The sequence below is a fragment of the Streptomyces sp. MCA2 genome, from assembly GCF_023544705.1.
Classification (GTDB): Bacteria; Actinomycetota; Actinomycetes; order Streptomycetales; family Streptomycetaceae; genus Streptomyces; species Streptomyces decoyicus.
The window spans coordinates 1-20564 of the sequence record NZ_JAMJFM010000029.1 but is presented as its reverse complement, the minus strand read 5'-3'; the positions used below and the strand labels follow the sequence as shown (position 1 = coordinate 20564).

Annotated in this window: 18 protein-coding genes and 2 pseudogenes; 6 read left to right on the top strand and 14 right to left on the bottom strand. The window is 67.8% G+C overall.

The annotated features are described in order from the left end of the window. The first annotated feature begins 10 nt into the window (after positions 1–10). From M8I34_RS23410 to M8I34_RS23400, 3 genes are all read left to right on the top strand, one after another. A complete protein-coding gene (locus M8I34_RS23410) occupies positions 11–514 on the top strand; it encodes a hypothetical protein (RefSeq protein WP_250052039.1) in 504 nt (167 codons plus the stop codon). A gap of 101 nt (positions 515–615) precedes the next feature. Beyond that, positions 616–1956 carry a discoidin domain-containing protein gene (locus M8I34_RS23405; RefSeq protein ID WP_250052037.1) on the top strand — a complete coding sequence of 447 codons (1341 nt, stop codon included), beginning with the start codon at positions 616–618 and terminating at the stop codon, positions 1954–1956. A 35-nt stretch (positions 1957–1991) separates the two neighbouring features. Continuing rightward, positions 1992–3659 carry a hypothetical protein gene (locus tag M8I34_RS23400; RefSeq protein WP_250052035.1) on the top strand — a complete coding sequence of 556 codons (1668 nt, stop codon included), beginning with the start codon at positions 1992–1994 and terminating at the stop codon, positions 3657–3659. A gap of 425 nt (positions 3660–4084) precedes the next feature. Here M8I34_RS23400 and M8I34_RS23395 read toward each other — a convergent pair whose 3' ends face one another. After that, a complete protein-coding gene (locus tag M8I34_RS23395) occupies positions 4085–5056 on the bottom strand; it encodes an SDR family NAD(P)-dependent oxidoreductase (protein ID WP_250052033.1) in 972 nt (323 codons plus the stop codon). A gap of 63 nt (positions 5057–5119) precedes the next feature. Here M8I34_RS23395 and M8I34_RS23390 point away from each other — a divergent pair, with 63 nt between their 5' ends. Beyond that, on the top strand, positions 5120–5692 hold the full coding sequence (locus M8I34_RS23390) for a TetR/AcrR family transcriptional regulator (protein ID WP_374210973.1): 573 nt from the start codon (positions 5120–5122) through the stop codon (positions 5690–5692). 492 nt (positions 5693–6184) lie between these two features. On the opposite strand, the pseudogene M8I34_RS41980 reads toward M8I34_RS23390, so the two are convergent. The 3 genes and pseudogenes from M8I34_RS41980 to M8I34_RS23375 form a co-directional block, all read right to left on the bottom strand. Beyond that, positions 6185–6337, bottom strand: a pseudogene (locus M8I34_RS41980) (nicotinamidase); the annotation flags it as partial. Between the two features lie 616 nt (positions 6338–6953). Then, on the bottom strand, positions 6954–7352 hold the full coding sequence (locus M8I34_RS23380; protein WP_250052031.1) for a hypothetical protein: 399 nt from the start codon (positions 7350–7352) through the stop codon (positions 6954–6956). A 943-nt stretch (positions 7353–8295) separates the two neighbouring features. After that, positions 8296–8385, bottom strand: a pseudogene (locus M8I34_RS23375) (3-oxoadipate enol-lactone hydrolase); the annotation flags it as partial. Between the two features lie 456 nt (positions 8386–8841). Between M8I34_RS23375 and M8I34_RS23370 the strand changes: the two are divergent. Further along, entirely contained in the window at positions 8842–9873 is a 1032-nt protein-coding gene (locus tag M8I34_RS23370) for a hypothetical protein (RefSeq protein WP_250052029.1), read from the top strand. 279 nt (positions 9874–10152) lie between these two features. Here the strand turns inward: M8I34_RS23370 and M8I34_RS23365 are convergent, their stop codons facing one another. From M8I34_RS23365 to M8I34_RS23335, 7 genes are all read right to left on the bottom strand, one after another. Further along, on the bottom strand, positions 10153–10725 hold the full coding sequence (locus M8I34_RS23365; RefSeq protein WP_250052027.1) for a hypothetical protein: 573 nt from the start codon (positions 10723–10725) through the stop codon (positions 10153–10155). After that, the gene (locus tag M8I34_RS23360) at positions 10722–11843 is read right to left on the bottom strand and encodes an ROK family glucokinase (RefSeq protein ID WP_244417984.1); all 1122 of its coding nucleotides are present in this window, start codon (positions 11841–11843) and stop codon (positions 10722–10724) included. Before M8I34_RS23360 ends, M8I34_RS23365 begins: the two co-directional genes overlap by 4 nt. A 229-nt stretch (positions 11844–12072) precedes the next feature. After that, positions 12073–12882: an ATP-binding cassette domain-containing protein gene (locus M8I34_RS23355; protein WP_244417985.1), complete on the bottom strand. Its 810-nt coding sequence runs from the start codon at positions 12880–12882 to the stop codon at positions 12073–12075. Beyond that, positions 12879–13952, bottom strand: coding sequence for an ABC transporter permease (locus tag M8I34_RS23350; RefSeq protein ID WP_250052025.1), 1074 nt, complete (start codon positions 13950–13952; stop codon positions 12879–12881). The genes M8I34_RS23355 and M8I34_RS23350 overlap by 4 nt, the downstream gene beginning before the upstream one ends. Then, entirely contained in the window at positions 13949–14923 is a 975-nt protein-coding gene (locus M8I34_RS23345) for a sugar ABC transporter substrate-binding protein (protein WP_250052186.1), read from the bottom strand. The genes M8I34_RS23350 and M8I34_RS23345 overlap by 4 nt, the downstream gene beginning before the upstream one ends. Positions 14924–15150: 227 nt before the next feature. Continuing rightward, positions 15151–16173 (bottom strand): sugar ABC transporter substrate-binding protein, encoded by a 1023-nt coding sequence (locus tag M8I34_RS23340; protein ID WP_250052024.1) that lies wholly within the window; start codon positions 16171–16173, stop codon positions 15151–15153. 399 nt (positions 16174–16572) lie between these two features. Continuing rightward, positions 16573–17292, bottom strand: a complete 720-nt coding sequence (locus M8I34_RS23335) for a GntR family transcriptional regulator (RefSeq protein WP_308372591.1) — start codon at positions 17290–17292, stop codon at positions 16573–16575. Between the two features lie 397 nt (positions 17293–17689). Between M8I34_RS23335 and M8I34_RS23330 the strand changes: the two genes are divergently transcribed. Then, the gene (locus M8I34_RS23330; protein WP_250052022.1) at positions 17690–18085 is read left to right on the top strand and encodes a VOC family protein; all 396 of its coding nucleotides are present in this window, start codon (positions 17690–17692) and stop codon (positions 18083–18085) included. Between the two features lie 16 nt (positions 18086–18101). Here M8I34_RS23330 and M8I34_RS23325 read toward each other — a convergent pair whose 3' ends face one another. The 3 genes from M8I34_RS23325 to M8I34_RS23315 form a co-directional block, all read right to left on the bottom strand. After that, complete coding sequence (locus tag M8I34_RS23325) at positions 18102–18587, bottom strand: PaaI family thioesterase (RefSeq protein ID WP_250052020.1); 486 nt, start codon at positions 18585–18587, stop codon at positions 18102–18104. Between the two features lie 86 nt (positions 18588–18673). After that, positions 18674–19501 carry a transporter substrate-binding domain-containing protein gene (locus M8I34_RS23320; RefSeq protein ID WP_250052018.1) on the bottom strand — a complete coding sequence of 276 codons (828 nt, stop codon included), beginning with the start codon at positions 19499–19501 and terminating at the stop codon, positions 18674–18676. 157 nt (positions 19502–19658) lie between these two features. Further along, positions 19659–20327, bottom strand: coding sequence for a bifunctional 4-hydroxy-2-oxoglutarate aldolase/2-dehydro-3-deoxy-phosphogluconate aldolase (locus M8I34_RS23315; protein WP_244417991.1), 669 nt, complete (start codon positions 20325–20327; stop codon positions 19659–19661). Positions 20328–20564 lie beyond the last annotated feature (237 nt).

The following is a 20564-nucleotide window of genomic DNA, read 5'->3' as shown; positions in this document are numbered from 1 at the left end:
GGAAAGCCCCTTGACCGAACCCGTCACCACCGCGCACCTCAGCTACGCCCTGGCCACCACCCCGACCGCGCTGACCCGCGCGAGCGCCCACCACCCCCGCCAGGGCCGCCTGGACATCACCGTCACCCGCACCGGCGCCGCCCAGGCACCCGCCACCTGCCGTGGCATCACCGTCGAGGTGCCCACCGGCACCCACCCCAGGGCCCTCACCACCCGGCCGGAACGCATCAACACCGCCTACCGCGCGCCGGGCTCCCGAGCCTGGCTAATCAGGAAGATGTTGACCCGGCCAGACCGCACCGTCTTCACCTGCACCCCCGAAAACCCACGGCACGAAGCCGTCTTCGACGCCACCTGGGCCTTCACCCTCATCCTGGACAACATCCCCCTGGACGCCCAGGACGGCACCACCACCATCCGCGTCACCGATGACACCGCCACCGAGTCCGCCGCCCGGGCCCGCCACTCGGCGGAACTCCGGGTCACCGTCATTGCCATGGATGACGTCGCCTGAGACGCCCAGCCGCGCTCCGCCGTCCAGTCGCTTTCCGCCGTCCCACCCGCGAACCCACCATCCCGGAGCGGTCGTTGTCACCGCGCCGACGGAGGCCCTCCGTGTACCTGACCGCCACCCAGGCCGGCTCCCTGCTCCAGGCCGTCGGCGAATCCGTTCCCGTCCAGTTCTCCATCTCCACGGCCACGGAGACCAAGAAGGGCACCCTCTTCCTCACCTTCCGCAAACCCGGCTCCGGTCCCGATGTGCGGTGCCGGGCGCTCACCATCACCCTTCCCGTCGGCCCGAACAGGACCGATCTGGTGGCCGCTACCGATGCGGCCAACGCCGACGACATCGATGACTACCCGCGCGACAGCGCGGGCGTCGAGTGGACCATCGAGCGGAAGACGACCCCACCCGAGCCGACCTCCCCTTCCGAGGTCACCGCCCTCACCTTCACCTGCACACCGGATACGCCGTCGGCCGACACCACCTTCGGCGCCGGCCGCGAGTTCACCCTCATCCTCTCCAGCATCCCCATCAACCGCGCCGAGGGCCCGGCGCGCCTCACCCTGACCGAGACCACGGCGACCGGCACCGGCGAAGTCCCGGCGCGCACCTTCAGCACGACCATGACCGCCAACCCCTCCTACCCCTTGAGCAACCTGGCGGGAGACGGGTCATCGGAATTCCGCACCCAGGGCACCCCGGCGATCAACAGCACCCTCACCCTCGATCTCGGGTCCGTCCAGCCGGTCACCGGCTACTACCTGCTCACCGGCACTGCCGGCGGCGGCAACCGATCCGGGACACCCGTCCTGGAATCGTCCACCACCGGCGCCACCAACAGCTGGCAACGACGGACCTTCAACTCCTCGCAATCGGTCAACAACCACACCCTCACCACACCCGTGGAGGCCCGGTACCTGCGGGTGCGGCTCAGCACCACACCCACCGGCTTCTTCGGCATGCGCCACTTCTCCGTCAGTACGACCACGACCTGGGCGGACCGGCCCATTGCCCTGCCCCCCGTCGAAAAGGCCGGCAACGAGTTCTACTTCCGCCGCTTCTCGTGCCAGAGGCCAAGGGTCGCGCACGGCACGGCCACGGTTCTTCAGTGGGAGGGCACGCCCCGCAACACCGAGTACTACCTCTCCTGGGACGACCACGCGCCCAAGAAACTCAACCCACCCCAGGTGTCGGGCCTGCACACCGAACCCACCCACGAACTCACCCGCACCACCACCTTCGTACTCAATGCCCAGACCAAGAACGCGGCCAATGAGACGGTGCATCACTACCTGTCCACGACCGTCACCGTGAACGGCCCCGACATCACGGCGAAGACGCTGGACGTGACCGACAAGCTGGAGGTGGACGCGACCTTCGCCGCCAACGGCAGGACGAAGAAGACAACGGCGAACACGACCACATTCGACGGCAACGTCACCCTCAACTAGCGCAAGCCCGTGAATTCCCCGATACAGAGGTATTGATGGAGCCGACCGCCAGCACTTCCACACCGTTACTCCATGTCGAACCGGACCCCGCATCCCAGCGGTTTCCCGTCTCCACCGCCAGCAAGACCAAGAACGGAGTCCTCAAGCTCACCTTCTCCAAACCCGAGGGCAGCGCCCCCGTCAGGTGCCGACGGATCACGGTCACCCTGCCCGTAGGCTCCGCCGCCACCGACCTCGCCAGCAGGGGCGACGCCATCCACTACAACTACAGCCGCCCGGGCCAGGCCTGGCGGATCGTCCCCCAACTCACTGCGGGTGCTGCCACCTTCGTCTGCACACCCGAAGTCCCCGGCGGTCAGATCACCTTCGGCGCCGGGCAGCGATTCACACTCATCCTCTCCTCCATTCCCGTCACCCGCGCTCCCGGCCATGCCCAGATCACTGTCTCGGCGTACACGGCTTTCACCAGTGACGATGACTGGGACGACCGCCCCCTCTCCGTCGACCCCGTGGAGAAAGTGATGGAAATTCCCGACTCCTTCTTCCTCCGTAGCTTCTCCTGCGAGAAGCCGCAGGTGAACAACCGCCTCAAGACGGTACTGCGTTGGGAGGGGAGCGAGGCGGGCACCGAGTACTACCTGTGGGACGGCCGCTCGGAAACCCCGACCAAGGTCACCGGCCGAAGCTGCGACACCCATGCCCTGACCGACACGACGACCTTCGTCCTTGAGGCCCGCGGCAAGGACGCGAACAACCGGCCGGTGAGCCTTTATCTGTCCACCACCGTCACGGTGAAGGACCCCGACATCGCCGCCAAAACCGTCACTGCCACCGACAAGATCAGTGTCACCGACACGTTCACCGCCGACAACAAGGACGGCAAGAAGACCTGGGCCCGCGCCACCACGTTCGAGGGAGACGTCACCATCACCGGCACCCACAAACTCACCGTCGGAGGCAAACTCGCCGTCAACGGCGAAACCGACCTCAACGCTGATGTCCGGATCAGTGCGCACGCCACGGTGACCGGCGGCAACGTTCTCCGCGTCAGGGACATCCGTGGTCTTGTCAACGAAGCGCTGACCATCGATAAGGACGAGAAGGGCGTCACGATCAAAGGCGCACTCACCGCCGACGGAACCGTCACCGGAAACAAGGGCATCACTGTCCCCACCGGCCAGACTCTGACCGCAGCCGCCATCACGGCCAGTGGTCTCATCTCCGCCAATAACGGTCTCACGGTGAAGGCCGACAAGACTCTGACCGCGGGTGCCATCACGGCCGGCGGACGCATCACGGCCAATGGAGACATCTCTTTCGCGAGGCCTTTGTTCGCCACCCCCACGGTGACGGAATACGGGGTGACGCAAAGGAAGCCGCGGGAGAACAGCAGATGGAGAATGACGGCCGCCAAGAACGGCATGCTCGCCATTGAGGCGGCGAGTTTCGAGTGGTTCAGTGACGACGAGAAGCACGGGCGTAAGCACCGGGTACAGGTCGCCGTGCCTGGCAAGACCTACTACCTTGACCTCGTGGCCCACGGGAAGAAGACGCGACAGAGCACCCAGGGGGTTTACGACCACATGTCGATTCCCGTCGCCAAAGACACCGAAGTGTCCTTGTGGGTCCTGGACATCGACGATGTGGCCAGTGCGGACGGCAACGTGGTACTGCGCATCTGCTGGTACCCGCTCGGTGCGTGACCATGGCGCCATGCGCGGCCCGGCCGGGCGCGGCGCGGTCAGCACGGGAGAAGCCTGAACCGGTGCCAGAACTATTCCGGGCCCGGTGCCTCGCCGGATACCGCGACACCTGCCCGGCGGAAGTCGTCCAGGGCGGCCACGGTTGTGTGCGGAGCAACCCCGACCGAGTAGTCGAGGCGTACGGTCGCGTCTCTCGTTGCCGAACCGGGTGAACCGACCACGCCTGCGCCTACTCCTCTGTCAAGTTCAGCGTGTTGAGCCGCGCTGGCCAGCATCTCGGTCGCGCCGAAGTCGGGGTCCCGCACCGGGCCCTCGGAGAGGGACCGACCGGGTTTTGACGTTGGATCGGCGATCTTGGGGATACCGGTTCAGTTACTCCTACTGGACCACCTGGTCAAGGGACCGCTTGCTGTGGCGCCGAGAGGTCAGACGCGGAGCAGGTCGGTCGAGACCGTCCAGAGGCGCTTGGCGGTGGCGGGATCGAGCGCCCATTCCTTGACACCGTGCGGGTGCTGCGCGAGGTCGGCGTCGTTCGGCACGGTGTATGCCTCTTGTGAATCGTCGAGGTAATGGCCTCCTGAGTGAGCGAACTCCGGGGCGACGGCCGCGACGATGCTGGTGGCGGCCCCCTGCTCGACCGTTTTGTACGTGAAGACTCCGGCGGCTTCGGCCGCATCGAGCGACTCCTTCTGTTGCGTTGTGAAGTTCCGCTGCAGTCCGGTCGCGACACCGCCGGGGTTCACCACATTGGCGACGATGCCCTCGGACGCCCAGAGGCGAGTCGCCTCGACGGCGAAGAGAGAGTTCGCCGTCTTCGACTGGGCGTAGGCAATCTGCGGGTCGTAGCTGCGACGCTCGAAGTGGAGGTCGTCGAAGTCGATGCCAGAACGCATGTGCGCCGTCGAACTGACCGAGACGATCCGTGCTCCGTCGCGGTCGGCCGCTCCCAGGGCCAGCGCATCATGAAGGCCGGCAGCCAGGGCGAAGTGACCGAGATGGTTCGTCGCGAATTGCAGCTCCCAGCCCTCACGTGTTCGTTCGAGGCCACCAGTGACCACGCCCGCGTTGTTGATCAGCAGGTGAAGCGGGCCGCCCCACGCGTCAACAAAGCGCGTGACGGCGGTCCTGTCGGCAAGGTCGAGCCGGACGACTCGGGGCCGGATCCCTCCGGTCGACTTCGTGATCGTCTCAGCGACGGCGTCACCCGCAGTCGTGTTCCGGACGGCGAGCGTTACCTCCGCCCCGGCAGCGGTCAGCACACGAGCCGTCTCGATCCCGATTCCGGAGGAAGCTCCCGTCACGATCGCGCGGACGCCGGTGAGGTCGATGTCCCGCAATACCTCGTCCGCGGTACTGGAGGCGGTGAAGGGCGTGGAGATGGGTTCGCGAGTAGTCATGGCGGCGACTATACGTACTAGACTTGATTTGTATAGTATGCTTCTTGCTCGTATGCTCGTGTCATGAGCAGTCCCGATGTTGGCCACCCGCCGTCGGCAGTCGCCGATACCGACCGTCGGACCATGGTTCTGGACTCCGCCATGGTCACGTTCGCGCGATTCGGTTATCGGAAGACCTCGATGGAGGAGGTGGCTCGGGCGGCGCACATCTCCCGGCCCGGGCTCTACTTCCTCTTCTCCTCGAAGGAGACTCTGTTCCGTGCCGCGGTCACCCAGGCCCTGGAGCGGGACATCACAGCGGCCGAACACGTCTTGACCGACACCGGCCGACCCCTTCCAGAGCGTCTCGCCGAAGCGTTCGACCAGTGGGCGGGCCGATATATCGGCCCGCTGACGCGCGATGTCTCAGTGGTCATTGAGGACAACCCCGACCTCCTCGGAGAGATCGCCGAGACCACGCCGCGACGTTTCGAGGAACTGATCACACAAGCGATCGCCGTCGAGTCAGGACGAGAGGCGGCCCCCCCTGTCGCCCAGACGATGATCAGCGCATCGATCGGCCTCAAGCATCAGGCAGCATCACGGGAGTTCTACCTCGAACGACTGAAGGTCGCCATCGATCTCCTGGTGCGCTGAAGACGCTTACCGAAGCCGCGGGAGAGAGCCCGGCCGCCTCGTAGGCCCGCGGTCCCTCGGACGGCGACGGCAGAGCCGCCCGTGGAGGCCGAATCGGCCGACTCGGCAGGTCCGCCCACCCGGCCAGAACTGGCACCGATCCCCCGTCACCCGACGATCCGCGATGGCGTCCCGCCGGGTGGTGTAGCCGATCAAGGAGCCGGAATCCGCAGGTCGGGGACAGTGGCTCCGCCGGACCGGGTGTGCAACTCGCCTCAACAGGGTGCCTCGTGGGCTGCCGCCTCTCCGAAGATCGTCAGGGGCCTCGTACCGGAACGCGTAACGCTTGATCCCCGACACCACGACGCGGGACACGACCCGATCCTCCGGCACCCAGAACGTACGCCAACCCGGCACGCTTCCACCCCTGTTCGATCCGCTTCAACACGTCGACGCAACAGGGAAGACGACGCAGGCGATCAGCTCGTCTCGCTGACTGAGAACGCATCAGCCCTGGGTGGCCACCACGTACTCGTAGTCACGCCCCGAACTCCGCTCAACCAGTTCCGCGATCGCCGAGGCGATCCGCGCGCCTCCCGCGACGGGAACGCTGCCTCCTTCGCAGAAGTCGTTCTGCACATCCACGACGATCAAGCCATGGCTCATCACGCACACCTTTCAGAACTGTGGAACACAGAAAGGACCACGGCGGAAACCTGAACCGGCCCGAGGCGCGGGCTCCGCTCGCCCTACGCCACCGGGGTGCAGGAGACGACGGTGTCCGCGCCCAAAGTCCATTCCCTTGGTCATTGCCCAGGTTCACAGGCCACCACCTGCCCAGTGCGGTTGACGCGGCCTGCGCCAGCCACCCGGACCAGCAGGTTCAGCAGGATCGATGCACGACGCCGACGGTGTCGGGACTCCATCGACAAAGGGGCGAGAAGGTCGAGGTGCCCATCGCGCGCAAGGCGATTGGGTGATGGCAGAGCCAGGGCTGGGTCGCATGCGATCCGACGATCGGCATCGAGCGGCGGCCGGCCCCGCCGGACCGCACCAAGGCCCTCGCGGAGAACCAGACCGCCGCCCTGTGGCGTCTGGACGTCGCACTGCGGGAAAAGACGTTCTGGCGGGGCGATTGAGTGGATTCGCTGTCAGTCAGGCACCGCCAGTTGCTGCCCGCCGCACCCATGGCCCGCTGTTCCTCACCGGCCGCCAGGCCCCGGCCGGGACGGCAACGCTCGACGTACAGCACGCCCCTGGCAGGGGCCGTGCTGGGTATGGGTCAGGGGGTGGTGCAGGTGCCGCTGATGTACCGCCACTTCTGGTCCAGTGCACTGTCCTTGAGCGCCTGCTTGAGCGTGTCCTCCACAGCCTTTTGACACGTGGGAGACATCTTCTGGTCGCTCAGAGTGTTTGCCAGGCCGACCGCGGCGATGGAGACGGTGCCGGTCTGGGCCTGGATGTTCTGACCGGCGAACGGTGTGGTCAGAACACCCTGGTTGTCGATACGCATAGCCGGCTTGTTGCTGTCCGACACGATCGTTCCGCGGCCCCACAGCTGAGCGTACTTACCCGTCAGCTTGTCGCAGAGTTCGTCCAATTGCTTTCGCTGCTTACTGCTGGCCGGCGTGAGCTTGGGATCCGGCTGCGGTGCTACATCCACCGTGATGTTGTTCGGCATTTCAGGCTCCTCCCACCTGTCGCGGACGGCCGTTCAGCGTCGTGCCGCCGTCCGACGTATAGCTGCTCTCAGCGCAGCACGCTTACGCCGGAGAGCAGGTCCTCGATCGTGTGAAGCTATGCAGGGCCGCAGCGCTGGCCAGCCCGACATTTGCATGAGGAGGGTGAACGTGCGCGCCCGACACCCGTGATTTTCGCGGGGCCGAAGCCGGCGGGGGCTCGGGGTGCGTCCACCGCCCCCACCAGCGTTGCCGTGCAAGCGCCTGGGCCGACTCCGACATGGGCTTGCCTCCCGGGCGATGAGGAGTTCCTTAACCAAAGTCCTGAGAAGGCACCGCTGGCCTACCGTCCATCGACCGCCACCCCCTATTCGCCGATACCACCACACCTGTCGCACCGCGTACCCTCGGCCAGACCACGCTGAGCTGCACCAAAGCCCAGTCCCTCACTCATGCGACGGTTCCACCCCCAGAGAAACCGCCGTGCCCCAGGTGCCGCGCTCACGCCGAAGCCCGGCGAACCAAGCCACGAGACGCCACGACGCTGAGGTTGCTGGGGACAGGCCAACAGCGGCTGTGGGGCCTCGACGCTCTGTCCTGCGCTGGGGTGCCATGTCGTTTGAGGGCGCTGGCCCACACGGCCCTCGTCTGCTGCGTAACGCCCCCGCCCTCTGCTGCACTTCGGCCACCGCGCCCGCAACGTCACCGCTGCCCTCCCTACACCGTCGAGAACGGCGAGCCGGCAAAGCAAGACCGCATCGAACACCACGCACCGGGCCCATCCCCGGACGCAGAAACCCCCGCCGGAGCCAGCCGACGGGGGGTCCTCACCTCTCACCTGCTATCACACGCGTCTCACCATCAGCATCGACGCTCCTGGACCACAAGGGCCTGACCTGCGCCTACGCTCCTGACCTGGACCGCACGAGACGCGATCTACAACCTGTGCCATGTGGTACCCAACGCGGCGCCCAGTACGAGTACGGGGGCGTCGTCGGGTCCGTCGATCCGGTGTTGCAGGGTCTTCTCGCTCACCCGCCCACGCTACCGACTCTCTGACGCGGTCCTGACGCCCGGGTCAGGAAGAGCCCTCGGAGTGCGGCCGCCGACCACGCCCGAAGCGGGGTACGCGCAGGTCAGAGCCTCACCGTGGAGAGGACGCAGACGACCGCGTGGCCCGGCTCGGCGTAGCTCACCAAGATCCGCTGGTACGGACGCGGGTGCCTTGCTCGTGATCAGGACCGGCGCCTTCCGGCCCGGAGAAAGCGGCATTGCATGGTGCGCGCCGGCGCTGCCGCCTCGGCAGCGAAAGCCGATAACACTCTGTCCGCCGCCGTAAGGCATCGCCGACACAGGTAAGCAAGTGCGTAGTTCTACGGTTCAGGCTTCCCCGGGACAGAGGTTCACTCGTCGAGAGAGCACATTGCACTCGTCGTCTCCCCCACCTGTCCCGGAGGTGCCCTGGGTGAATTCCGCGGATGGCGTGCTGCGGTGGTGACCTGTCTGTACCGCGAGTGGATACCGAACCTTGAGCGACAACAGGACTGGAAATCAAGGATGCTGACTGCTGGTTCGAGATTGCGCACCGGCGCTGGAGTACTCATGGCCTCTATAGGGGCAATAGGACTCACGGCGCTCCCCCCGGCGACAATTGCCCACGCCGACAGCTACGAGAGCATCGGGCTGTACTGGGGTGGTAGCTACTCCCTCGTACCCGACGCTGATGGCGGAACCTTTCGCCTGATGAGCAAATCAAAAGCGAACCAGTGCCTCACTGCGGACGACGGTGACTTCCTCGCCGACACTCCTTGTGACAGCACAAGCCACTGGAATCTCCAGCCCAACGCGGCAGGCGATAAATGGCTGGTCCGGCACACCGGCGACAACAAGTGCATGATCGGGAGCGGTTTCGCCCTCACCGACTGCAACAACAGCGAAGTGGACGCCTTCAATTTCACGAGTTCCACCCTCCCGAAGCAGCTGACGCTGAGCAGGAAAGCGGCAAGAGGCCTGGGCGAAAATCACGTCACGATCTGCAATCACGGGGGCTACGTGGCGCGAGCAGTGATCGACTACAAGGTGCAAACCGATCCCGACAGTGACAGCGGGACGAGCGGCCGCAGAGTCATTCCTTCCTTCCCGGCCGGCCAATGCCGGACCGAGACCCTTCCCGCCGGCCGGGTTTTCGGAAACGTGGAGCTTCGCAGGTTCACCTTCTGGTACACGGGAAACTACGCGTTCTACGACGGCGACGCCGGTTCCTACGGCGGCAGCTCCAACGACCAGCTCACCGCCAACTGGGCCTTCACAGGTGACCACATCGACGGTACGTACAACACGACCGGAACAACCTGCACCTCGGATTCCGACTTCGCGCCGACCAGCAGCAATCAGGCAGCCACGCAGAAGAAGGATGGTGCGACAGCCTGCACAGGCGTCAATCCTGCCAAGTTCACTTCCGACATCCTCGCCCAGGTCTTCAGCAAGGTCTTCCCCATGCTCCTGAACTTGGTCTTCAGCTGAGCAACGCGCGCTCAGCAGCCGGCGGCGTCCGCTGCTCCCCGTCGACGGGGCCGGGTCAGCTTGTCGCGACCCGGCCCTGGCGGCAGGAACGGGCGGCAGCCTACGGACCGGAGGAGGAGCGGCGACCATCGCGGTCGGACGCTCGTGCCGGAACCAGAACCGGCTCCGGTACCGAACCGCAACCGGAACCCCGTCCCGAGGCCCTCACCCTCACCCGGACAAACCGGGAGCAATCCGATCCGGCACCGGCCACGGTACCGACCCCGGCACCGGCCCCGGTCAGAACTTCACGGTCGAGACGGTGTGGACGACGGGATGCCCCGGCTCGTCGTAGTTGACCATGATCCGCTGGTACGGGTGCGGGTCCCGGCCCGTGGTCGTCGTACCGGCCCACGGCACGTCGATGCTGAAGTCCCAGCCGACCTTCGACGCCTGGTCGGGCGAGATCGTCTTCTGGTTCTTCTTGAGGGCGGCGGTGCTGGTGCCGACGGCGTTGAGGTAGTGCTCGAGGCCCCACTTGTTGGTCCTGAACTGCACGAACAGTGAGCTGGTCTGCCAGGAGTTGGTCTCGTAGTAGTAGACCGGGGTGGAGCCGATCGGCACCGGGACGTTGTAGATCCGCTGCTGGACCTTGGAGGGGAAGGCGTTGGTCAGGCCGGTGGCGGCGGCCTCGGCCTCCTTGCCCTCGCCGCTGTCCCGGCTCTGCTCGGCGGAGATGACGATATAGCCGGCCGGGATCGCGATCAGCAGGAAGACGATCAGCGCCATCAGCACGGGGCGGCGGCGCTTGACGCGGGGCGGCGTAGCGGGGTGCGGATCGTCGTGCACGGTGTGCAGGTCGGTGTCGGTCATCGTCGGCCCGCCCGTTCGTAGCGTTCGTAGCGCTCCACGCGGCGCCGGTTGGCGCGCCGGAAGCGGCGGGCCACCAGGCGGGCGAGGTCGGCGGCGCCGACCATACCGGCCTCCGGGCCCAGCTGGGCCTTGGTGATGGTGGCTTCGGGGCGGTAGCCGCGGCCGGTGAGATGGCGCCGGAAGGCGTCCCTGGCCGGGCCGATCAGCAGGTCGTCGGCGGCGCTGACACCGCCGCCGATGACGAAGCAGGACGGGTCGAGGGCGGCGGCGAGGTTGGCGATACCGACGCCGAGCCACTGGCCGATGTCCTGGAGGAGCTCGACGCACATTGCGTCGCCCTCCCGGGCCAGCTCGGTGATCAGCGGTCCGGTGATGTCGCCGATGCGCCCGCCGACCCGCTCGATGATGTTGTACGCGACCGGCGAGTCGGCCACGGCCAGCTCGCGGGCCTCGCGCACCAGGGCGTTGCCGGAGCTGTACTGCTCCCAGCAGCCGCGGTTGCCGCACGGGCAGCGGTGGCCGCCGGGGACGACCTGCATATGGCCGAATTCACCGGCCACGCCGTACTTGCCGCGCTTGACCGCGCCGTCCTCCAGGATCGCGCCGCCGATGCCGGTGCCGAGGGTGATCATGACGAGGTGGTCCTCGCCGCGGCCGGCGCCGAAGCGCCACTCCGCCCACGCGGCGGTGTTGGCGTCGTTGTCGACCATGACCGGGACCGCGAGACGGCCGGCGAGGCGGTCGCGCAGCGGTTCGTTGCGCCAGTTCAGATGCGGCGCGAACAGCACCTTGCTGCGGTCCGCGTCGACCCAGCCGGCCGCGCCGATGCCGACCGCATGGACGTCGTGCCGGTCGGAGAGGTCGAGCACCAGCTCGGTGATGGTGTCCTCGACGACCCTGGGGCTCTTGGACTTGTCCGGCGTCTCGGTGCGGACCTTCTCCAGGATGGTGCCGTCGGCGTCGACGACACCCGCCATGACCTTGGTGCCGCCGATGTCGATACCGACGGTGGGCACCCGTGGGGCGGTCAGATGCGAGCGCCGCTCACGGGTGCCGACCGTGCGCAGCACGGTGGCTCTGGCGGATCCCCGGTGCACCCGGTCCCGGTACATGCTCATCGACCCACCTCTTCGCCGTTGCTCCCCCATTGCCTGAGGGGCGCGGGTGGTACCCCCATGCGGCGGCTGCGTGCTCGCAAGAGTCGTCTCGTCCCTGCGGGTCTCGGGAGGCCGGGGCCTCGATGTGCGGGTTCGGTGCGATTGTGCATCACCGACGGCGTCCGGCGCACCGCGACGGGGAGTAACGCACCCCGCGCGGCCCGTGGGCCTGCGCGGGGTGCGGGGATGATCACTCGGGCCGGTGACCGCCGGGGAATTCCGGGGTCGCGGTCCGGGCCAGCTCATGGCTGAGCTGTTCCAGCTCGCTGCCGCCCGCCATTTGACGGGTCAGCTCCTCCAGCGCGATCTCCGATTTGGCGTGGCTGCCGGCCATCGTGCCGCGTTTGAGGAGGACGAAGCGGTCGCCGACGAGATAGGCGTGGTGCGGGTTGTGGGTGATCAACACCACGCCGAGCCCGGCGTCCCGCGCGGCCGCGACGTACTTGAGGACGACGCCGGACTGCTTGACACCCAGTGCCGCCGTCGGCTCGTCCAGGACGAGGACCTTGGCCCCGAAGTAGACGGCGCGGGCGATGGCGACACACTGCCGTTCGCCGCCCGACAGGGTGCCGATGGGCTGGTCGACGTCGCGCAGGTCGATGCCCATCCGCAGCAGCTCGCTGCGGGTGGTCTCGCGCATCGTCTTGACGTCGAGCCGCTTGAAGGGGCCCACGCCGGTGGTGGGCTCGGAGCCGAGGAAGAAGTTCCGCCACACCGGCATGAGGGGGACGACAGCCAGGTCCTGGTAGACGGTGGCGATGCCGCGGTCCAGGGCCTCGCGCGGGGAGGAGAGGGAGGCTTCCTCGCCGTCGATGGTGAAGGATCCCGCGTCGTGCCGGTGCAGCCCTGCGATGATCTTGATGAGGGTGGATTTGCCGGCGCCGTTGTCGCCGAGCACACAGGAGATCTCCCCGGCGTGCACCTCCAGGGACACGCCTTCCAGTGCCCGGACATTGCCGTAGTACTTGCTGACGTCTCTCAGCTCGACCAGCGCTGTCATGCCTTTTCCTCCGCCCGCTTGCGGACCCATGCGTTCAGGAGTGTGGCGAGCAGCAGCATCGCGCCGAGGAAGAACTTGTACCAGTCCGGATTCCACTGCGCGTAGACGATGCCCTTGCTGGCCATGCCGAAGATGAAGGCGCCGACGGCGGCACCGATCGCCGAGCCGAAGCCGCCGGTCATCAGACAGCCGCCGACCGCCGCGGCGATGATGTAGAGGAATTCGTTGCCCACGCCGTCGCCGGACTGGATCGCGTCGTACGAGAACAGCAGGTGCTGGCCGGAGACCCAGGCGGCGAAGGCGACGCCCATGTAGAGGCCGATCTTGGTCTTGGCGACCGGGACGCCGACCGCCCGCGCGGCGTCGGCGTTGCCGCCGACCGCGAAGATCCAGTTGCCGACGCGGGTGCGCAGCAGGATCCAGGTGGCGACGGCGACCAGCACGATCCACCACAGGATGGTGACCTGGATGTCGACGCTGCCGAGGGTCAGATGCGAGGCGAAGAGCGTATGGGCCGATTCGAAGCCCTCCATGTCGGCGATGGATTTCGTCGAGACGGTGCCGCTGATCAGTTTGGTGAAGCCGAGGTTGAGGCCGGTCAGCATGAAGAAGGTGCCCAGCGTGATGATGAAGCTGGGCAGTTTGGTACGGGTCAGCAGCAGCCCGTTGAAGGCCCCGATGGCCAGGGTGACCAGCAAGGACACCCCGACCCCCACCCAGGTGTTAGCCGTCATCTGGTAGCTGAACATCGAGGAGATCAGCGCCGAGCTGACGACCATGACGCCGGCCGAGAGATCGAATTCCCCGCCGATCATCAGCAGCGCCACCGGCACGGCCATGATCCCGATCGTCGAGGACGCGTAGAGCACGGTGGAGAGGCTGGAGGCCCGCAGGAACGGTTCGGCGACGATCGAGAAGAACACGAAGACCGCGGCGGCGCCGACGACCGACCCCAGTTCGGGGCGGCCCATCAGCCGGCGCCCCAGGGAGCGGTGCAGCAGCCGTTCGTCGCCGTTGCTCTTGGCCGGCGGTCCCGCGGGCTCCCGCGGCGCCGCGTCGGTGTGGCTCATCGGGTCCCCCGCTTCGTGTAGTCCTCCAGCGCGGCGGCGTCCTTCTTGGTGATCACCTGGGGTCCGGTGAGCACCGGCTTTCCGCCGCCGAGGACATCGGAGTTGTACTTGTAGAGCCACAGCAGGTCGACCGCCTCGTAACCCTGGAGGTAGGGCTGCTGGTCGACGGCGAAGCCGAGGGTGCCGTCCTTGAGACCGGTCGCGACCTGGGCGTTGAGGTCGAAGGTGTCGATCTCGGCCTTGCTGCCTGCCTGCTCCTTGGCCTTGACGGCGGTGGGGGCGAACGGGGCGCCGAGCGTGACGACGGCGTCGATGGAGCTGTCCGCCTGGAGCTTGGACTCGATGGACGACTGCACATCGGGCATGTTGGTGCCCTCGACATACAGCTTTTGCAGATCGCCCTTGAAGGTCTTCTTCGCGCCGTCGCAGCGCTGCTCATGGCCGACGTTGCCCTGCTCGTGCAGGATGCACAGGGCCTTCTTGCGGCCGCGCTTGTTCAGCTCCTCGCCGACCGCCTCGCCGGCCACCGTCTCGTCCTGCCCGATGTGACTGAGCGCCCCGAAGGCCTTGGACTCCTCGGCGCCGGAGTTCACCGTGATCACCGGGATACCGGCCTTCTCGGCCTTGGCGACCACGTCCTTCATGGCATTGGGCTTGGCGAGCGAGACGATCAGCCCGTCGACCTTCTGGTCGATATAGGACTGCACCAGCTGGCTCTGCCGCTGGGCCTCCTTGTCGTGCCCGTAGACGAACTTGATGTTGTCCTTGACGGCGGCCTGCTGGGCGCCGTTCTGGACGATGTCCCAGAAGGTGTCGCCGTCTCCCGAGTGGGTGACCATCGCGAACGTCCACCTGGGGGTGTTCACCGCGGCCTTGCCGCCGGCGGCCTTGGCGGCGCGCTCCTGCTCGGCGCGCAGACCTCCGGTGCTGCTGCACCCCGCCAGGGAGGCGCCGAGCGCCGCCGCCAGCACGGCGCTGACGACGCGTCCCCTTCTTCGAACCCGTGCCACGAGGACTCGCCCTTCCCGCTGATGTTGCCGTGTCGGCTGCGTTGGTTGTATTCGCTGTCCGGACCGGCCGGTCCGTGCGCGGGCGGTGTCCTGCACCGCCTCCGGCGCCGGTCGGCCGGGCCCAACCGGCCAAGTATCCGTTACCGGTGATCTGTCCCGGTTCATCGGGTCCCGTCTTCCCTGTGGCTTCACCGGGTGCCTCGCCCGGTGTATTCGGTCAGCTTCGGTACGTCCTTCTCGGTGACCAGCGCGGGCCCGGTGAGCACCGGCTTTCCGCCACCGAGCACATCGGCGTTGGCCTTGTGGAGCCAGAGCAGATCCACCGCCTCGTAACCCTGGAGGTAGGGCTGCTGGTCGACGGCGAAGGTGACGTCCTTGGCCTTGAGCAGCTTGACGACGGCGGAGTTCAGATCGAAGGTCGCGATCCGGGCCCCGCTGCCCGCCTCCTCCTTGGCCTTGACGGAGATCGCCGCCATCGGCGCGCCGAGCGTGACGATCGCGTCGAGGGACTTGTCCGACTGGAGCTTGGCCTCGACCGAGGACTGCGAGGCCGGTGCGTTGGTGCCGTCGACATCGAGGTTCTCGACGGGCCCGTGGAAGGCCTTGCGGACGCCGGCGCAGCGGTCCTCCAGCGACACATTGCCCTGCTCGTGGACGACGCAGAGGACCTTCTTCGCATGCCGGTGATTGAGCTCCTCGCCGACCGCGCGCCCGGCCACCGACTCGTCCTGCCCGATATGCGTCAGCGCCCCGTATGCACGGGAGAACTCGCCGCCGGAGTTCACGGTGATGACCGGGATGCCCTGCGCCACGGCCTTGCGGACGGCCGCCTTGACGGCCTGCGGCTTGGCGAGGGTGACGATCAGCCCGTCCACCTTCTGGTCGATGTACGACTGGATCAGCGCGGCCTGCTGGGCGCCCTCCTTGTCATGGGCGTACAGGAACTTCACGTTGTCCTTGGCGGCCGCCTGCTCGGCACCGTTCTGCACGATGTCCCAGAAGGTGTCGCCGTCGCCGGAGTGGCTGACCATGCCGATGGTCATGCGCGGGGTGCCGGCGCCCTTGCCGGATCCACCGCCCGCACCGTCGGCGTCCTCACCGCCGGTGGCACTGCATCCACCGGCCAGCGCGACGGTCGCCAGTAAAGCGGCGGCGCGGCGCACCGCGACGCTGCGGACAGTGAGGGGACCAGCCGTACGCACGCCGATCATCGTGGGACCGCCTTTTCTCCCGGCCGCCGGAATGCGGCTGGAGGAGTTTGTAACGGCGCGCGCGGAGCCACGTCAATGGTTTGTCAGAACATTCTGACGAGGAGGCGCCGCGCCGGTATGTCATAACCGGGCATTGAGGGTGATACCGCTCCGCCCGCTCGGGCCCGGGGCGGCGAATCGACCGGTCCGGGGGCGGCATCAGGGACGTGCGGGGGCATGCACGGGCACGCATGGACGGGCACGGGCAGGCAGGCGCAGGAGGGCCGGGGCCCGGCGTTGCGCACTCGGGGCGCTACGGGGCCCATGCCGCGCTCAGGGCCGGCGGGCAGGCAGTCCGGCCGCCCCCTCCCCGCTCAGGCCAGGGGATGGGAGTCCGGCCGCCCCTCCCCGCTCAGGGGCTCAGGGCCGTACCAGCAGCTGGAACTCGAAGGCGTAACGGGAAGCGCGATAGACGTGCGAGCCGAACTCGACCGCGCGCCCGGTGTCATCGAATGTCGTCCGCTGCATCGTGAGCAGCGGAGCGCCCTCGGGCTCGTCGAGGCGCTCGCCCTCCTCAGCGGTCGCGGCGCGCGCACCGACGGCCTGACGGGCGCTGTGCAGGGTGATGCCGGCCGACCGCATCAGGCGGTACAGACCGGTCTCCTCCAGCGCGGCGGTCTCCAGCTTCAGCAGCCCCACGGGGAGGTGATTGCGCAGATGGGCGACGGGCTCGCCGTGCGTCAGCCGCAGCCGCTCGACCAGCGCGACCTCGTCCCCCTCGGCGATTCCCAGCGCGGCGGCGACCTCGGCGTCGGCCGTGGTGGTGGTGTTGAGCAGCACGCGGGTGGCCGGCTTCTGTCCGGCCGCCTCCAGGTCGTCGTAGAGGCTGCTCAGCTCCAGCGGGCGCTTGACCTGGCTGTGGACGACCTGGGTGCCGATGCCGCGACGGCGCACCAGCAGCCCCTTGTCGACCAGCGACTGGATCGCCTGCCGCACCGTCGGCCGGGACAGGCCGAGCCGGCCGGCGAGCTCGATCTCGTTGCCGAGCAGGCTGCCGGGAGCCAGCTTGCCGTGCTCGATCGCGGCCTCCAGCTGCTGGGACAGCTGGAAATACAGCGGGACCGGACTGCTCCGGTCCACGCTGAACTGGACGGGGCTCTCGGCGCCCAGGGCATCTTCTGTTTCGCGTTTCCCCACGCTCGCGAGCGTATCCGTCCGGGCAGATGACGGGAAGTCCGGAGGTCACATTGTCCGGACAAGGGCAGGTGGAGGGGGCGGCCTCCTGGCTCGTAGCGGGGCCGGGGCGGCCCCGGGGGAGCTCAGGTGCCCCGGGGCAGGAGCCAGGTGGCCCCGGGGCGGAAGCCCAGGTGGCTCCGGAACGGCCACTTCCGGCGCCGCGGCTGGCACACTGCCCTCGTCGGTCACATCCACCGGAGCGGGTGCACCTCCGCCGGTTCGCCCCGACAGCGGGAGGACGGGATGCGGGTGAAGCCGTTCCAGCGCGAACCACCGCCCCCTCCCCGAGGAGTCACCCGTCATGCGCGTACGCCGTGTCGTTCCCGACATCCAGTCCGACGACCTGGAGGAAACCCGCACGTTCTACGGTCTGCTGGGGCTCGAGGAAGTCATGAACCTGGGCTGGATCATGACTCTGGCGTCCCCCAGCAACCCCACCGCGCAGCTCATTTTCATGACGCATGACAAAACCGCCCCGGTCACCCCCGACATGAGCATCGAGGTCGACGACGTGGACGCGGCCTACGCAGCCGTACTGGCCGGCGGCGCGCAGATCGTCCGGCCGCTCCAGGACGAGGAGTGGGGCGTCCGCCGCTTCTTCGTCAAGGACCCGAACGGCCGGATCGTCAATGTCGTCGGGCATCAGGCGTCACACCGCGAGACCGGCACCGAGACCGGCGCGAGCAGCGACGGCTGAAGCGCCCGGGTCCCGACTACCCGTCACCGTTGCCGCCCGCCGGCCCGTTGAGGGGCAGTACCGTCCCCTGCGCCACCGCGCACACGCTCTCCTCCCCCTCCGCGCCGATCACCGTCAGATCGCAGCGGCACACGGCCTGCCGGCGCCCGGCCTGGACGACCTCGGCGCGGGCGCGCAGCGTACGGCCGACGGCCGGGCGCAGGTACTGGATGGAGAAGCCGCCGGTGACGATGGCCGGGCCCAGGGCCGTGGCCGCGGCGAAGGTAAGGGTGTTGTCGGCGGCGTACGACAACACTCCGCCGTGCACGAAACCGTGCTGTTGCAGGAGTTCCTCGCGGATATCGATCTCCAGGGTCGCCGCACCGTGCCCGAACTCGGTGATCCGCGCCTGCACCAGCCTGCTGAACGGCTGTGCGTCCAGCGCCTTTTGCGCCGACGCAAGATCGAGCACCGCGCTCACCGCACCCTCCCGCACCGCGCTCTCCCGCACCGTCCCGGCCATCTCGCCACCCGCCTCTCGCCCGTACCTCCGAAGCCTGACCGATAGGAGAGCCAGCTCTCCAAAACGACACGGCTCCAAACGGTCCGCTACTTCATCCAGGCGTCCTCGTACGTGCGGTACGTCCCGTCATGGGTGGCCAGGTGCACCCACTGGTCCACATACGCCTTGAACTCGTTGTCGCCGCGGGGCAGGGCGTAGGCCTTCTCGGAGAAGGAGAAGGGCTTGTCCGGGTGGAGTGCGCAGAGTTCGGGGTGGATCTTGGCCTGGTAGCGGGTCTCACTGGCATCGGTCATCATCACGTCCGCCCGGCCCGCGATGATCTCGTCGAAGATCGTCGTGTTGTCCGGGTGGACCGTGATGGTGGCCTGCTTGAGGTGGGCGCGGGCGAATTCCTCGTTGGTCCCGCCGGGGTTGACGATGACCTTCGTTCCGGGCCGGTCGATCTGCCGCAGGGTCTGGTACGTGTCCTTGTCCGCACAGCGCACGATGGGCGTCTTGCCGTCGGTGCGGGTGGGCTCGCTGAAGTAGACGGAACGGGCGCGCGGGAGGGTGACCGAGACGCCGCCCATGGCGATGTCGCAGCGGCCGGCCGAGAGGTCGCCGACGAGCCCGGCCCAGGTCGTGGCCACGTAACGGGGTGTGGCATCGAGGCTCTTGGCGAGATTCTCGGCCATCTTGATGTCCACACCGCTGTAGGTGCCGGTCTTGGGGTCGCGGTGGCTGAAGGGGCGGTAGTCGCCGGTGGTGCAGACCCGCAGCACCCCGCGCCGGGGGACGGTGTCGAGGGCCGACGCTTTCCCGCGGGCCGTGGGCGTGGCGCCCCCTCTCGCGGCGGGTGCGTCCGACGCCGCCGGGGCGGCGGCGGTGACGGCGAGCAGACAGGCAAGGGCGGAGAGGGTGGCGACGCGCTTCATGACGGCTCCTGTGACTCCGGTACGCGGCAGCGTGATCACATGATCGAAGCGCTCAGAGTGGCAGAGCCCGTGGTTCAGGTGAACCCCTTGACCGGCCAGTGGGACGGTGGAGGGGCGGAGGGCTGCGGCAGCGGCGCGCCGACGAGCCGGCGAACCGTCAGTCCTCGTACAGGTCCGCGGTGCCCCTGGTCGTCGGGCGGTGGGGAGCGGCTTCGTCGAGTCGGCTGAGGAGGTCGGCGGCGCGCTTGGCAACGGTGTCACGGTCGCCCTCGGAAAGCGCCGCCCCCATGCCCACGGCAACGGCCCCCGCTGCGATCCATTCCGGCGCGCTGTCGACCGTCACCCCGCCCGTCGGCAGCAGCGGCGCCTGCGGAAGCGAGGCACGGACCTCCGCCAGCCAGGACGGATCGTGCGCCGAGGCGGGGAACAGCTTGAGCGCGTCCGCACCGAGTTCGAGCGCACGGACCATCTCGGTGGGCGTCGACACCCCGGGGAAGACCGGGATGCCATAGCGGTGGCCGGTACGGATGACCTCGGCGTCAAGGCTCGGCGAGACGAGGTAGCGGGCGCCCGCGTCGACCGCCATGCGCGCCGATACCGCGTCAAGGACTGTGCCCGCACCGATGATGGCGTCGTCACCCAGCTCACGGGTGAGAGTCGTGACCGCCTCCAGGGCGAAGGGGGTGGTGAGGGATATCTCCAGGCTGGTGATGCCGGCTGACAGCAGGGTGTCGGCCGTGGCGCTCGCCTCGTCATAGGTTCTGCTACGGACGATGGCGAAAACCCGCTGCGCCAGAGCGGCCCGGGTGATCTCCCAGCGATACACGGCAGTTCGCCGTCCTTCCTTGTCTCCAACGCTCCATGCCGGCTCGCCGTGCCCCACGGCGGATACGGCACTTTCCGGGGCGGGCCGCAGCAGCTGACCGCAGATGGTCTTTTTCCGCTGATGCCCGCCCGCTCCTCGTTTCTGTCGAAACGCTACCGGCAGCCACTGACAATCCTCTCGCGGGGGTGCGCCCTGTGCGCCCCTTCTGCCAAGAATGGGGAGAAGAGGGAGGTGGGA